The organism is Erythrobacter sp. (genome assembly GCF_023653175.1).
Taxonomy (GTDB): domain Bacteria; phylum Pseudomonadota; class Alphaproteobacteria; order Sphingomonadales; family Sphingomonadaceae; genus Erythrobacter.
Genome location: NZ_JAMNXL010000021.1, coordinates 16,740 through 30,245, shown reverse-complemented (window position 1 = coordinate 30,245; position 13,506 = coordinate 16,740). Strand labels below are relative to the sequence as shown.

14 protein-coding genes are annotated in these 13,506 nt (G+C 64.7%); 9 read left to right on the top strand and 5 right to left on the bottom strand.

Annotated features, from left to right (window positions below):
- Positions 1–121: 121 nt before the first annotated feature.
- The 8 genes from NBV68_RS04505 (at position 122) to NBV68_RS04470 (ending at position 6,910) form a co-directional block, all read left to right on the top strand.
- The gene (locus NBV68_RS04505) at positions 122–1,054 is read left to right on the top strand and encodes an MBL fold metallo-hydrolase (protein WP_296307571.1); all 933 of its coding nucleotides are present in this window, start codon (positions 122–124) and stop codon (positions 1,052–1,054) included.
- Positions 1,051–1,500, top strand: a complete 450-nt coding sequence (locus NBV68_RS04500; RefSeq protein ID WP_296307570.1) for a YeeE/YedE thiosulfate transporter family protein — start codon at positions 1,051–1,053, stop codon at positions 1,498–1,500. The genes NBV68_RS04505 and NBV68_RS04500 overlap by 4 nt, the downstream gene beginning before the upstream one ends.
- On the top strand, positions 1,497–1,916 hold the full coding sequence (locus tag NBV68_RS04495; RefSeq protein WP_296307569.1) for a DUF6691 family protein: 420 nt from the start codon (positions 1,497–1,499) through the stop codon (positions 1,914–1,916). Before NBV68_RS04500 ends, NBV68_RS04495 begins: the two co-directional genes overlap by 4 nt.
- Positions 1,913–2,335, top strand: a complete 423-nt coding sequence (locus NBV68_RS04490; protein WP_296307567.1) for a TIGR01244 family sulfur transferase — start codon at positions 1,913–1,915, stop codon at positions 2,333–2,335. The genes NBV68_RS04495 and NBV68_RS04490 overlap by 4 nt, the downstream gene beginning before the upstream one ends.
- Positions 2,336–2,362: 27 nt before the next feature.
- The gene (locus tag NBV68_RS04485) at positions 2,363–3,589 is read left to right on the top strand and encodes an FAD/NAD(P)-binding oxidoreductase (protein ID WP_296307566.1); all 1,227 of its coding nucleotides are present in this window, start codon (positions 2,363–2,365) and stop codon (positions 3,587–3,589) included.
- A gap of 11 nt (positions 3,590–3,600) precedes the next feature.
- Positions 3,601–5,358, top strand: coding sequence for a sulfate permease (sulP, locus tag NBV68_RS04480; RefSeq protein WP_296307565.1), 1,758 nt, complete (start codon positions 3,601–3,603; stop codon positions 5,356–5,358).
- 435 nt (positions 5,359–5,793) lie between these two features.
- A complete protein-coding gene (locus tag NBV68_RS04475; RefSeq protein WP_296307564.1) occupies positions 5,794–6,219 on the top strand; it encodes a hypothetical protein in 426 nt (141 codons plus the stop codon).
- Positions 6,220–6,280: 61 nt separating this feature from the next.
- Positions 6,281–6,910, top strand: coding sequence for a DUF4136 domain-containing protein (locus tag NBV68_RS04470; protein WP_296307563.1), 630 nt, complete (start codon positions 6,281–6,283; stop codon positions 6,908–6,910).
- Between the two features lie 118 nt (positions 6,911–7,028).
- Here NBV68_RS04470 and NBV68_RS04465 read toward each other — a convergent pair whose 3' ends face one another.
- From NBV68_RS04465 to NBV68_RS04450, 4 genes are all read right to left on the bottom strand, one after another.
- The gene (locus NBV68_RS04465) at positions 7,029–7,301 is read right to left on the bottom strand and encodes a hypothetical protein (protein ID WP_296307562.1); all 273 of its coding nucleotides are present in this window, start codon (positions 7,299–7,301) and stop codon (positions 7,029–7,031) included.
- 149 nt (positions 7,302–7,450) lie between these two features.
- Entirely contained in the window at positions 7,451–8,098 is a 648-nt protein-coding gene (locus NBV68_RS04460; protein ID WP_296307561.1) for a DsbA family protein, read from the bottom strand.
- 69 nt (positions 8,099–8,167) lie between these two features.
- Positions 8,168–10,015, bottom strand: a complete 1,848-nt coding sequence (locus tag NBV68_RS04455) for an NAD(P)/FAD-dependent oxidoreductase (RefSeq protein ID WP_296307560.1) — start codon at positions 10,013–10,015, stop codon at positions 8,168–8,170.
- Between the two features lie 171 nt (positions 10,016–10,186).
- The gene (locus tag NBV68_RS04450; RefSeq protein ID WP_296307559.1) at positions 10,187–10,807 is read right to left on the bottom strand and encodes a TetR/AcrR family transcriptional regulator; all 621 of its coding nucleotides are present in this window, start codon (positions 10,805–10,807) and stop codon (positions 10,187–10,189) included.
- A 123-nt stretch (positions 10,808–10,930) separates the two neighbouring features.
- Here NBV68_RS04450 and NBV68_RS04445 point away from each other — a divergent pair, with 123 nt between their 5' ends.
- On the top strand, positions 10,931–12,394 hold the full coding sequence (locus NBV68_RS04445) for an MFS transporter (protein WP_296307557.1): 1,464 nt from the start codon (positions 10,931–10,933) through the stop codon (positions 12,392–12,394).
- 13 nt (positions 12,395–12,407) lie between these two features.
- Here NBV68_RS04445 and NBV68_RS04440 read toward each other — a convergent pair whose 3' ends face one another.
- A complete protein-coding gene (locus tag NBV68_RS04440) occupies positions 12,408–13,442 on the bottom strand; it encodes an alpha/beta fold hydrolase (protein ID WP_296307556.1) in 1,035 nt (344 codons plus the stop codon).
- Positions 13,443–13,506: the final 64 nt, after the last annotated feature.

Sequence of the window (13,506 nt, the reverse complement as noted above, 5' to 3'; positions counted from 1 at the left end):
GCGCACGGGGGAGCGTTGTGGGGAGCGGTAGGGTTGAGCGGGCTCATGGCGTCCTCATATCACTTGACATCAGGATTGCAATACATATACTCGATTTATGAAATCGAGTTGGAGAGATGCCATGACCCAGGCTGATGTTGTGCTTCAGGCGGCGACCGAACAGGCTCTGCGGGCCGCTTCCGATGCTGCACTGCGCCCCGAGATTGCGAGCTTTTTCGACCCTGCGACCTATACTGTCACCTACGTCGCCTCGGATCCGGCCACGGGCGAGGCGGCGATTGTCGACTCGGTGCTGGACTTCGATCCCAATTCTGGCCGCACTGCCACTGCTTCGGCAGACAAGGTGATTGACTATGTCAGTTCGCATAATATGAAAGTGAAGTGGTTGCTGGAGACCCATGCTCACGCCGACCACTTCTCGGCAGCCCCTTATCTGCAGGAGCAGCTGGGCGGGAAGATCGCGATCGGTGCCGAGATCACGAGGGTGCAAAACGTGTTCGGCAAGTTATTCAATGCCGGCACCGATTTTGAACGCGACGGGTCGCAGTTCGATGCGCTGTTCAAGGACGGTGACACATTCACGATCGGCAACCTGCCGGTCACGGTGATGCATGTCCCCGGCCACACCCCCGCCGATATTGCCTATGTCGTGGGCGAGGCGGTGTTCGTGGGCGACACAATGTTCATGCCTGATTACGGCACGGCGCGCGCCGATTTTCCCGGTGGTGATGCGCGCCAGCTGTTCCGATCGCTGCGCCGCATTCTCTCGCTGCCGCCGGAAACCCGCCTGTTCATGTGCCACGACTATCTGCCGAAGGGCCGCACGACCTATGTCTGGGAGACCACGGTGGCTGCCGAGCGTGAGGGCAATATCCATGCGCATGACGGCATAACCGAGGATGAGTTCGTGGCCATGCGCGAGGCGCGCGATGCGACGCTCGACATGCCGCGGCTGATCCTGCCTTCGGTGCAGGTGAATATGCGCGCAGGCCACCTCCCGCCGCCTGACGAGAATGGTGTCACTTACCTCAAGATTCCGGTCAACGCCGTATGACCCTTCCGGGATTTCCTGAAGCCGCCCCGCTCGCCGGATTGGCGGGCGGGGTGCTGATCGGGCTGGCGGCTGCGATCATGCTGCTGGGGGCAGGGCGGATCGCCGGGGTGTCCGGTATCGCCGCCCGTGCCTTTGGCCTCGCTGACGGCTCGATGCCGCGCGCAGGCGCCTGGGCCTTCGTCATCGGCCTGCCGCTGGGAGCGCTGCTTGTAACCGGTCTGACCGAGGCACCGAGGCCCAGCTTTGCCGACCCTGTGACGCTAGTGATTGCCGGGCTGATCGTCGGCATCGGCACGCGGCTCGGCTCGGGCTGCACCAGCGGACACGGCGTGTGCGGGATGAGCCGTCTCTCGCAGCGCTCGCTGGTCGCGGTGGCGACCTTCATGGCCACCGGTTTTGCCACCGTAGCGGCGATGAACGCGCTCGGGATCGGGGTGTCGCCATGATCCGCGAAACGCTTGTCCCGATTGCTGCGGGCACGATTTTCGGCGGGGGGCTCACCATCGGCGGCATGACCGATCCTGCGCGGGTGCGCGGCTTCCTCGACCTGTTCGGGGCCTGGGATCCGACCCTTGCTTTCGTCATGGGCGGGGCGGTGCTGGTGATGGCGGCAGCGTGGATGATGCAGCGCAAGCTGCTGCGGCCCTTCTTTGCCGAGGGCTTCTCGCTCCCCGACCGCAATGACCTGACCCCGCGCCTTATCGGCGGTTCGGCGCTGTTCGGTATTGGCTGGGGGATTGCCGGGCTGTGCCCCGGACCGGGCTTTGCTGCGCTGGCGATTGCGCCCGCATCGGCAGCGATCTTCGTGGCCGCGATGCTCGCCGGAATGCTGGTAGTGCGCCTCATGGAAGGACAGGGATGATGGAACTCAAGGCCATTGACGATAGGCTTGCGGTCGCCGCGCAAATGCAGCCCGCGGAGCTCGCCGAGCTGCCGGGACAGGGCTTCACCGCAGTGATCTGCAACCGCCCCGATGGCGAGGAGCCGGGTCAGCCCACGCTCGATGCCATGCGCGAAGCGGCGCAAGAGGCAGGCCTCGCTTTCCATCACTTGCCCGTCGCTGGCGGTATCTTTCCGCCCGCCGCCGTCGCCGCTTTCGGTGCGATCCGGCGCGGCACGCCGGGCAAGGTGCTCGCCTATTGCCGCACCGGCACCCGCGCCGCGACGCTCGACGCCCTCGCCAACGTGCACGGCCTGAGCGTCGCTGAGCGGGGGAGCCGCGCCGACGCTGCCGGATATGACCTGTCGGCGCTCGCCGAACGGATGGAAGCGAGCGGCTAGGGCTGCGCGATTAGGGAGGGATCGGGCATGACCGACACCAAGCACACCGTCGTCGTGATCGGCGGCGGCGCGGCGGGGATCGCCACGGCGGCTTCGATGCTGAAGCGCCGCCCTGGCCTCGACATTGCGATTGTCGAACCCTCCGATACCCATGCCTATCAGCCCGGATGGACGATGGTCGGCGGGGGCATCTTCGATGTGGCCACGACCATGCGCCCGATGGCGAGCGTGATGCCCAAGGCCGCGACGTGGGTGAAGCAGGCCTGCGCCAGCTTCCAGCCCGACAACAATCAGGTGACGCTCGCCGATGGCGGCACGCTCACTTACGATGTGCTGATCGTGGCACCCGGCATCCGCTTGGCTTGGGAGAAGATCGCGGGGCTCGAAGCGGCGCTGGGCCGGAACGGAGTGACCTCGAACTACCGCCCGGATCTTGCCCCCTATACCTGGGAACTCGCGCAGAAGACCCGCGCGGGCCGGGCGATTTTCTCGCAGCCCCCCATGCCGATCAAATGCGCAGGCGCGCCGCAGAAGGCGATGTATCTGGCCTGCGATCACTGGCGCTGCGCAGGCGTGCTGGGCGAGATCGAGGTGCAGTTCCGCAATGCCGGCGGCGTGCTGTTCGGGGTGGCGGACTATGTTCCGGCATTGATGGAATATGTCGGGAAATACGGCATCCAGCTGGAGCTTGGCAGCAATCTGATCGCGGTCGATGGTCCCGGCCGGCAAGCCACATTCGCCACTGCCGATGGCGAAGCGACAGTCGGATTCGACATGCTTCACGTCGTTCCCCCGCAGGTCGCACCGCAATTCCTGGCTGACAGCCCGCTGGCAGCGCCGAGCGGCTTTACCGATGTCGATCAGCACACGCTCCAGCACGTGCGCTATCCCGATGTGTTCGGGCTGGGCGATGGCGGTTCGACGCCCAATGCCAAGACTGCCGCTGCCGCACGCAAGCAGGCACCGGTGGTAGCGGTGAACGCGCTCCGGCAGCTGGACGGCAAGGGGCCGACGGCGGGCTATGACGGCTATGGTTCGTGCCCGCTGACGGTCGAGCGCGGCAAGATCGTGCTCGCCGAGTTTGCCTATGGCGGCAAGCTTGCACCGAGTTTCCCGACATGGCTGGTCGACGGCACCAAGCCCGCTCGCCTCTCATGGATGCTCAAGGCCGACGCGCTGCCGTGGATCTACTGGAACGGCATGCTCAAGGGCCGCGAGTGGCTCGCCGGGCCCGGCGGCCTGATCGCAGCATAAAGACACAGGCCATGCTGCAACGCTATTTTCCCATACTCGAATGGGGTCGCACCTATGATCGCGGCGGCCTGACCAGCGACCTGATGGCGGCGGTGATCGTCACTATCATGCTGATCCCGCAGAGCCTTGCCTATGCGATGCTGGCGGGGTTGCCGCCGGTCGTCGGCCTCTATGCCTCGATCCTGCCGCTGTTCGCCTATGCCGTGTTCGGCACGAGCCGGACGCTTGCCGTCGGCCCGGTGGCGGTGGTCTCGCTGATGACGGCGAGCGCGGCGGGAGCGGTCGCAGCACCGGGGACGGCGGAATATTGGGAAGCGGCAATCACGCTGGCGGCGCTGTCGGGCGTCATGCTGGTGGTGCTGGGGCTGCTGCGACTGGGCTTTCTGGCGAATCTGCTGTCGCACCCGGTCATCAGCGGGTTCATCAGCGCAAGCGGCGTGCTGATCGCGACCAGTCAGCTCAAGCACATTCTCGGCATCAAGGCGGGGGGTGAGACCTGGCCGGAGATGCTCCACGGCCTGACAAGCAATCTGGGCAACATCAACCCCGCTACCCTCGCCATCGGCATTCCGGCGACGCTGTTCCTGTTCTGGGTGCGCAAGGGCCTGAAGCCCGCGCTCCAGAAGCTCGGGCTCAGCCCGCGCGCTGCCGACATGAGCGCCAAGGCCGGGCCGGTGGTGGCGGTGGCGCTGTCGATTCTGGCGGTGGCGGGCTTCGGGCTGGAGGCGCGCGGTGTCTCGATTGTCGGCGCGATCCCGCAAGGCCTGCCGCCCTTCATGTTGCCCTCCGCCGATCTTGCCCTGATCGAGGCGCTGTGGGTGCCTGCTCTGCTGATTTCGGTGATCGGTTTCGTCGAGAGCGTCTCGGTCGCGCAAACGCTGGCCGCCAAGCGCCGTCAGCGGATCGTGCCCGATCAGGAGCTGATCGGGCTGGGCGCGAGCAACATCGCAAGCGCGTTGTCGGGCGGCTATCCGGTGACGGGGGGCTTTGCCCGCTCGGTCGTCAATTTCGACGCAGGCGCGCAGACCCCGGCGGCAGGCGCCTTCACGGCCATCGGCATCGCGCTTGCGAGCCTGTTCCTGACCCCGCTGCTCTACAATCTGCCCAACGCGACGCTGGCAGCGACGATCATCGTTGCGGTGCTGAGCCTCGTCGACTTCAAGACCCCGCGCGCGCTCTGGGCCTATTCCAAGGCGGACTTTGCCGCCCATGCCGCAACCATCGCCGTCACGCTGGTTGCCGGGGTGGAGATGGGCGTGATCGCGGGCGTGGGCGTCGGCCTGCTGCTCTACCTGTGGCGCGCGAGCCAGCCCCATGCCGCCATCGTCGGCCGGGTGCCGGGCACCGAGCATTTCCGCAATGTGGCGCGCCACAAGGTCCTCACCCTGCCGCACCTGCTGACCATTCGCGTCGATGAGAGCCTCACCTATCTCAACGCCCGCTGGCTGGAGGAGTATGTCCTCGAGCAAGTCGCCGAACGCCCGCCCTTGCGCCACGTGGTGCTGATGGCGAGCGCGGTCAACGCGATCGACGCCTCCGGCCTCGAGAGTCTCGAGGCGATCAACCACCGCCTTGCCGATGGCGGCATCCGGCTGCACCTGTCCGAGGTCAAGGGCCCGGTGATGGACCGCCTGAAGCGCAGCCATCTGCTGGATGACCTGTCGGGCCGCGTGTTCCTCTCGCAGGATCAGGCCTTTGCCGATCTGGCTTTGGATACGGGCGAGACGCCGGGCGATGCCGACCCGCTGGATGCCCGCGGGCTGATCTGAACATCTCACGCATCAGTGAGAGATTTACCTATAACGAGAGAGCATTTTCTTGCTCCCTCACTGTGGGGCCATCGGCGTGTGGCAATCGGTTGCGCCTGCCTTTGCTGCTGACGTGTCCAGCAAGGAAGATCTTGCCGTCAGCCGTATCGCGCGCCCCACCCGCAATCCTGGCAACGCTGTCCCCGCCGAACTCGATGCGCTCTACCAGCAACTTGAGCGCGAGCCACGCCGCGATTGCAGGCCGCACGTCGTGACCGCCACCATAATCGCGCTCGCTTGGCCGATCAGCTTTGTGCCCCATTTCGGGCCTTGGGCCAATCAAAGGTCGCTCTTAGCCATTGCATGCCGCAAGCTTGTAATGTATCGCATTAATGACGCTCTCGACGACTGCGGGCCCGTGTCCGGGAGCCGAGCGGCGCGGCCAGGAGGTGCGACATGAACAAGATTCTTCCGATAGTTGGGGCGCTTGCATTTGCCATATCGCCCATGGGCACTGGCATCCTTTCGGCTCAGCCGAGCCCGGAGGCGCTTGGCAAGATCGCCGAAATGATGACCGAGGCCGATCTGAACGGCGATGGCAAGACCTCGCGGGCCGAGCTCAACCAGCATCGCGCACAGATGTTCGCCAAGCTCGATCGCAACGAGGACGGCACGATCGACAGGCGCGACAGCCCGAAGATACCGCTGGCGAAGCGCAAGTTCGAACCGGCCTTCGAGCAGGTCAAGTCGATCTTCGACAGCAACGAAGACGGGCGCGTTACCCTTGACGAGTGGAACCGGTCCGATCCCGATATCTTCGCCATGCTTGATCGAAATGAGGATGGGGTGGTCACTCGGGCAGAGCTCCCTTCGCCCAAGTAATCGGGGGATCGGGGCGGGCAAGGGGCTGCCCGCAACCGACGTTTTCTAAGCGGAGAACACGATGAACGAGCTTCGTATTGCTGTTGCGGCTTGCACACTGATGCTGGCTGGCTGTGCCACCACCAAGTTCACTTCCGACTATGATCGGGCCCACGATTTCGGAGCCTACAAGACCTTTGCCTGGGCCGGAGAGAGCCCGATGACGGTGTTGGGCAAGACCCGGGTTCCGCCGATGCTCGAGACACGCCTTGCGCGGGAAGTTCGCGCCGAGCTTGAAGCCAAGGGCTACCGCTTTGTCGAAACGCTCGAACAGGCCGATTTCGGCGTGTCGTTCACCGTTGGCAGCCGGAGCAGCACCGAGGTCATCAAAAGCCCGGAAACATTCTGGGTCAACCAGACCAACTGGCGCTGGGGCCGGGCCTATTATCCGGCCTATCCGGCGGCCTATCGTCGGCCTGTGGCGGTGGGGGCTGTGACCCCTGTGACCGTCACCACAACCGAAGTGCAGGCGTATACCGAAGGCACGCTGGCGATCGACATCTATGATGTGAAGACAAAGGCCCCGGTTTGGCATGGGGCCGGCACCAAGACGGTGAACACGTCCGAGGTCGCGGGCCGACGTGGCAGTATCGATTCCGGAAAGATCCGCGCAGGGGTTGCCAAGGTTCTCAAGGGTTTTCCGCCTGAATAACAGGGTGCGGGGCCGATAGAGCGGCGTCACATTGACGCGTTCGCCTCCACCGGGCCGGAAACAGTCAAGGGTGCGGGGCGCGCCGGTCCACCACACGGCGCGCCCCGCGCTGGCGGGCTTACTTGAAGCGCGCGGCCAGCTGAGCCTCGAGCTGCGCGAGGGTGACAAAGCCATCCTTGTCGGTATCGATCCGGCCGAAATTGGAAGCAATGCGGGTCATCCCGCCATCCTTGGCTTCCTGCTGGGTCAGCTTGCCGTCCTTGTTCTTGTCCGCGGCCTTGAACTTGGTCCGCAGCTCGGCGAGCCGGTCCTGATACATGTCGGCGTGCGCGGCCGGAGCGAGAAACATCGCTGCTGCGGCGAATGCGGCAATCTTTGCAAGGGTCTTCATTGGGCAATCTCCTTAGGGTTCTTGGGTCAGGCATCAGAGCGGCTGGAGAATCGCAGATCCTCGATCAGCCGCCCCTGATGCCCTGATATAATGCATCACATTAACCGGAGCCATACGGTCGGAACGGCGCTGCGGAAATACGCCGCGCCTTATCCCCGCGCGAGCCCGGCGCGGCCGAGCCGCCAGCGCAGGGTGTCGATCCGATCCTGACCGAAGAAGGGTTCCCCCCGAAACACCATGGTCGGCACGCCCCAGTGGCCGGCGGCATTGAGGGCGTCCTGATTGCGCTCGATTTCGGCCAGATGATCGCCGTCGGCGATAGCCGCATCAAGCTCGGCCAGATCCAGCCCGGCATCGGCCACCGCATCCTTGAGCAGATCGCCCTGATCCCACCCCTTGGTGCCGCCGAAGATCAGCGCGGCGACCCGGTCGGCCAGTTCCACGCCCCGGCCACGGCGATTGGCCTCCACCCCCAGCCTGGTCAGGCGGTTGATGTAAGGCTGGTCCTTGGCGACCGCCATCGTCCTGAAATCCTGCACGATCGGATCGGGATCGGCCGGGAGGACAATCGGCCGGCCGAGCATTTCGCCGCGGCGGGCGCTGTCCATCGCGATATAGCGCGGCGGCTTGCGATTGGCCGGATCGAACAGTGCCTGAGGATTGCGAACCGCCAGCGGCAGGACGACGCGAAGCTGGACATCGACATCAAAGTCCTCGCGCAGCTGGAGCAGGTCGGCAGTGACCAGCCGCGAATAGGGGCTGCGGAACGACCAGAACACATCGACTGTCTCGCTCATTGCCTGCTCCCTTTTACGCAATGCAGACTTACCGGCCGCAGCGCGACAAGCAGCCCACCCCACGCCCCGTCACTTGCTGAAAACAAGGCCCTTGAAGTCACCCGACCGGCGCCAGGCCTCGATGTGCCGGAAGAAGCCCTCGGCACCGCCCGGGTGACCTTGTGACCGGCGGAACTTCTCGTTCCAGCCCTGGCCTTCATTGTTCCAGAAGCCGGGTGTGCAGTCCGACGAAGTGATCATGGAAGGCGGCGTTGTCAGGATCAGATTGACCCAATCCGACACCGCTTCCTGCGTTGGCTCGATCTCGGCATAGCCACTGCCCTCGGCATGGGCGACTACCTGCGCGATGGTCGCCGCATGATCGACGATATTGTGCGGAATGTTCGAGACCATGTTGGCCCCCTGGTTCATCTGCACCGCAAAGGCGTTGGGAAAGCCATGCATGTGCAGGCCGTGCAGGGTCTGCAAGCCATCCACCCAGTACTCCGACAGCATCTGCCCTCCGCGGCCCTTGAGATCGAAGCCGGTCTTCAGCTGGAAGTTGGCTCCATATTCAAAGCCCGAGGCGTAGACGATGCAATCGACCTCGTAGTGCTTGCCGCCCACAACGAGGCCGGTTTCGGTGATCTGCTCGACGCCCTTGCCATCGGTGTCGACCAGCGTGGTGTTGGAGCTGTTGTAGGCGGGCAGGTATTCGTCGCTGAAGCAGGGGCGCTTGCAGAGCTGCGAATACCACGGCTTGAGATGTTCTGCGGTGTGCGGATCCTTGACCACCGTGGCAATCCGGGCGCGGATCTCCTCCATCTTCTCGATATCCGCTTCCTCCAGCGCAGCCTGCACCCGGGCGGTGCTTCGCTGACCGGGCGCGGCGTTGAAGATCTTGCGCAGCCGTGTCAGCAGCCGCGCCAGCCACAGCGGCGTGCCGCCCAGCGCCTTTTCGCGGATGCGGCGCGAGATGGCGGTCCAGCCGTCGTTGATCAGGTCTTCCTTCGGCAGCCCGCCGCCCATGTTCTCGACGAAGTTGTCCATCCAGCGCTTCTGCCAGCCCGGCTGGGCAATGCGCGCGAACCATTCGGGATCGATTGGATGGTTGTTCCGCACATCGACCGAAGACGGCGTGCGCTGGAACACCAAGAGTTGCTTGGCGGTCTTGGCGAGCTGCGGGATGCATTGCACGCTGGTCGCGCCGGTGCCGATGATGGCGACCCGCTTGTCGGCGAGCTTGTCCATCGGCGCCCCGTTCGCATCGCCGCCGGTGTAGTCGTAATCCCACCTGCTGGTATGGAACGACTTGCCCTTGAAGGTCTCGATCCCGGGAATGCCCGGCAGCTTGGCCACGTGGAGCGGGCCGGTGCCGATCGCGACATATTTGGCGGTGAAATCGTCGCCGCGGTTGGTGGTGATCCGCCAGACCCGCTCGGCTTCCTGCCACGCGATGCTCGACACCTCGGTGTGGAACAGGGCCTTGTCATAGAGATCGTAATGCTCGGCGATCCGCTCGCAATGGGCGAGGATTTCCGGGCCGCGGACATATTTCTCGCTCGGCATGTAACCGGTCTCTTCGAGCAGCGGCAGGTAGATCATTGCCGCCGTGTCGCAGCGCGCGCCGGGATAGCGGTTCCAGTACCAGGTGCCGCCGACTCCGCCGGCCTTGTCGATCAGGCGGAAGCTGTCGATCCCCGCTTCCTTGAGCCGCGCGCCGACCACCAGTCCCGACATGCCCGCACCCACAAAGGCAAAGGTGACATGATCGGCCACCGGCTCGCGCTCGATGAAGGGCGTGTAGGGATCGACCGCCAGCGCGGCGAACTTGCCCGAGAGCCGCTGATACTGGTCATTGCCCTCCGGGCGCAGGCGCTTGGCGCGCTCGGCGGCGTATTTCGCCTTGATGTCAGCCTTGTCCAGCACCGTCGTCATTTTGCAAATCCCTCATCTGGCGCGTGCGCTGCACCGCATGGCCCGCCGCACGGGCAGGCTGCGACCCTTCGCGATGGGCTGGCGGCGCAGTGCAGCCGCCATCGCGCTGCGATGCTCGCCGCATTAATGCATTACATTATTTTGTCAAGCGAGCGCGGTGCTTGCCGGTGCCTAGACCGGTGCGCTCAGATAGGCCGCCTGGCAGGTGGCCGCTTCCCTGACCGCGGCGTCAATCGGCTGCGCGATCCCCGCCTCGACCGCTCGGGCGAAGCTTACGGCCTGCACCATCGCGATGACGAAACTCTGCCGCATCCGTGGCTCCAGTCTTGCGAGCGGGATGCGCGGCAGGCAGGCGATGATCTCCTCGCTCAGCCGCACGAAGGTCTGCGCCCCGGCGTTCATGATCAGCTTGGCATAGTCGAACCGCGGATCCGACACGAATTGCAGGCAGAACCGCGCATAAATGCGGCCAGAGTCCTCGAGACAGGCTTCCAGGAAGGGGCCGATCGCCGCTTCGACCAGCGCCACCAGCCGCGCTTGCGGGTCGCTTTCGGTGACCCGTTCCAGCCGCACCGCCCGCTCAGCCTCGATCTCGCGATAGCGCTTGGCGAAGACTTCCTCGATCAGGCTTTCGATGCTGCCGAAATGGTAATGCACCGCGCTGGGATTGCGGGCCCCTGCATCAGTGGTGATCATCTTGACCGAGACCGAGCCCAGACCCTTCTCGGCTATCAGCCGCTCGGCTGATCGCAGCAATTCGGCCTTGGTGTCCTGACGGCTTGAAACTTCCATAACACTCGCTATTAATGCCAAGCATTAGAATGGCAATGTCGGGTTTATCATTCCTCGGAGAGAGATAGCAAGCCGGGGACAAATTGTAATGGCCCGGCATCGCGCGCCTTGGGGAGAGCGCCTGTGCATGATGATGACCGCGGCGCTACCGCCGCGAAACCGGCTGCGGCCGCGGTACCGCCGCTTGGGCGCTGGACCAAACTGGCTTTCGGCTTCGGTGCGGTCGCACCAGGGGTGGCGACTGGTGGGTTCGAGTTCTTTCTGCTCATCTACTACAGTCAGGTGGTCGGGCTGGATGCAAGGCTCGTGGGCTTGGCGATCCTGATCGCGCTCGTCTGCGACGCGATCAGCGATCCCATCGTCGGCTATTGGTCGGACAATTTCCATTCGCGCTGGGGCCGGCGGCATCCGATGATGTATGCCTCGGCGGTACCGGTGGGCTTGAGCTTTTTCCTGCTGTGGTCGCCCCCGGAAGGTGCAAGCCAGACCGTATTGTTCTGGTATCTGCTGGTGCTGGCCGTGACGGTGCGGACCGCGCTCACCTTCTACCGCACCCCGTCGGCTGCGCTTACCCCCGATCTGACACCCGATTACAGCGAGCGCACGTCGCTGATCAGCCTGCGCTATTTCCTCGGCTGGACGGGGGGCAATGCGGTGTCGGTGTGGATGTTCTTCATCCTGTTCCCGCGCTCGAAGACCCCGGAGATTGCCGACGGCCGCTTCAATCCCGAGGCCTACCTCACCTATGGCATCGTCGCTGCGGTGGTGATCCTGTTGTCGATCCTGATTGGATCAGTCGGTGTTCATTCGCGCATTCCCTACCTCACGCCTGCGCCGCCGAAGCGCCGCTTCACGCTGGGGCTGATCTTCGGCGAATTGATCGAGACCCTGTCGAACCGCTCCTTCCTCGCGCTGTTCGCGGGCGCCATGCTGTTCGGCATCGCGGCGGGATTGAGTTCGGGCATGTCGCTTTATTTCTTCACCTATTTCTGGGGGTTCAGCGAGATCGAGACCGGGATGGTGTTCCTTGGCACCTTTGCTGCCGCGCTGATCGGTTTCGTGCTCGCCCCGCTGGTCTCGCGCCGGCTCGGCAAGAAGCGCGGGGCGATCATCGTCGGCCTCGTCGCCTTCCTCGGCGCGCCGCTGCCGATCGTGTTGCGGCTCGCCGGCCTGCTGCCGCCCAACGACGATCCCTTCGTGTTCTGGTTCGTGCTGAGCGCGCAGGTGATCGATGTCGGCCTGATCATCTGCTTCCAGATCCTGTTCGCCGCGATGCTGGCCGATCTGGTCGAGGACAGCGAGGTCACGACCGGGCGGCGATCCGAGGGCGTCTTCAACGCAGCCGAGACCTTCGTCGACAAATCGGTGCGCGGCCTTGGCGTGATGGCGGCAAGTGCGGTTCTGACATTCGCCGCCTTGCCGACAGGGGCCAAGGTCGAAGATGTCGGCGCCGACACGCTGTGGTGGATGGGCGCGCTTTACGTGCCGCTGGTGCTGGCACTGTGGCTCAGCATGATCGCGGTGATTGCGCAGTATCGGATCGACGAGGCGAGGCACGAGGCGAACCTGCGCCAGCTGGGCCGATAGCGGCGCGCGGGGTCTACTTCGCTTCGACCGCCGCGACCACGCGTTCGATGGCCGCGGCGATTTCGACCGGCACCTCTTCCTGCAGGAAGTGACCGGCCTGCGTCTCGGTGACCCGCGCCTCGGGGTACATCGCCTTCATCGTCGGCAGGGCGCGTGCGAGGATCGGGTCGCGCATGCCCCATACGATCTCGGTGGGCACTTCGAGCGCTCCCGCATAGGCCTCGATTGCGCTCATCGGCTTGGAGGTCGGGTGATCGGGGCCGGTCGGCACCATCCGCATCAGCGCCAGCGGCCCCTTGATGTTGCCGCTCTCGCGCACCGGGCGGGCATAGAGTGCCGCGACTTCAGGCGGGAACGAGGCGGGATCGCCCTGGGTCTCGTGCAGACGGTCGAAGATCGAGACGACGTTCTCCAGCAGGAGTTCGCCGACGATCGGGGTGGCGGCGATGGCATGCGGGCGCGAGAGCTCGAACTTCTCCTTCGGTGCGGTCCAGCCCGTGTTGAGAATGACCATGCCCTTGAGCAGTTCGGGCGAGCGCATCAGCGCGCCAAGCCCCACCGCGCCGCCCCAATCCTGCCCGACATAGACGACTCCGCCCAGATCCAGCTGGCGCAGCGCCGCGTTCATCCAGCGGATGTGGTTTTCGAGCGTGTGCTGGCTTGCCGGAACCTTGGTGGAAAAGCCGAGCCCGACCATTGTCGGCATGATCAGCCGCATCCTGTCCGTCGGCAGTTCCTGCCAGACCTTGCGGTAGAGCATGCCATTGGTCGGGTTGCCGTGCTGGAGATAGACCGGAGTGCCCGCACCCGCTTCAAGCACGTGAATCTTGATCCCTGGCTCGACCTCGATGAGATAGCTCTTGTAGCCTTCGGGCAGGGCGGCAGCGGCGTAGTCAGGCAGCGCGAAGGCTTCGAATGTGCCCGAGGCGGTGGCGACGGTGCCCGATCCCTGCGGCGTGACGGCCGCACCGTCGCGGGTCATCCACACCACACCGCCCAGCGCAGGCACCAGCACGCAGCCAAGGCCGATAAGAATCTTCATCATCATGCTTGGCTCTCCTTGGCCCACCCTGCGGCTCGGGCGCCGCATAAAGTGTAATGCAACGCATTAA

Coding starts and splice junctions, on each gene's coding strand:
- NBV68_RS04455 (WP_296307560.1), bottom strand. CDS start 10,015: ATGACGACGGTGCTGGACAAGGCTGACATCAAGGCGAAATACGCCGCC.
- NBV68_RS04470 (WP_296307563.1), top strand. CDS start 6,281: ATGAACGAGCTTCGTATTGCTGTTGCGGCTTGCACACTGATGCTGGCT.
- sulP (WP_296307565.1), top strand. CDS start 3,601: ATGCTGCAACGCTATTTTCCCATACTCGAATGGGGTCGCACCTATGAT.
- NBV68_RS04500 (WP_296307570.1), top strand. CDS start 1,051: ATGACCCTTCCGGGATTTCCTGAAGCCGCCCCGCTCGCCGGATTGGCG.
- NBV68_RS04475 (WP_296307564.1), top strand. CDS start 5,794: ATGAACAAGATTCTTCCGATAGTTGGGGCGCTTGCATTTGCCATATCG.
- NBV68_RS04465 (WP_296307562.1), bottom strand. CDS start 7,301: ATGAAGACCCTTGCAAAGATTGCCGCATTCGCCGCAGCAGCGATGTTT.
- NBV68_RS04505 (WP_296307571.1), top strand. CDS start 122: ATGACCCAGGCTGATGTTGTGCTTCAGGCGGCGACCGAACAGGCTCTG.
- NBV68_RS04450 (WP_296307559.1), bottom strand. CDS start 10,807: ATGGAAGTTTCAAGCCGTCAGGACACCAAGGCCGAATTGCTGCGATCA.
- NBV68_RS04460 (WP_296307561.1), bottom strand. CDS start 8,098: ATGAGCGAGACAGTCGATGTGTTCTGGTCGTTCCGCAGCCCCTATTCG.
- NBV68_RS04490 (WP_296307567.1), top strand. CDS start 1,913: ATGATGGAACTCAAGGCCATTGACGATAGGCTTGCGGTCGCCGCGCAA.
- NBV68_RS04485 (WP_296307566.1), top strand. CDS start 2,363: ATGACCGACACCAAGCACACCGTCGTCGTGATCGGCGGCGGCGCGGCG.
- NBV68_RS04495 (WP_296307569.1), top strand. CDS start 1,497: ATGATCCGCGAAACGCTTGTCCCGATTGCTGCGGGCACGATTTTCGGC.
- NBV68_RS04440 (WP_296307556.1), bottom strand. CDS start 13,442: ATGATGATGAAGATTCTTATCGGCCTTGGCTGCGTGCTGGTGCCTGCG.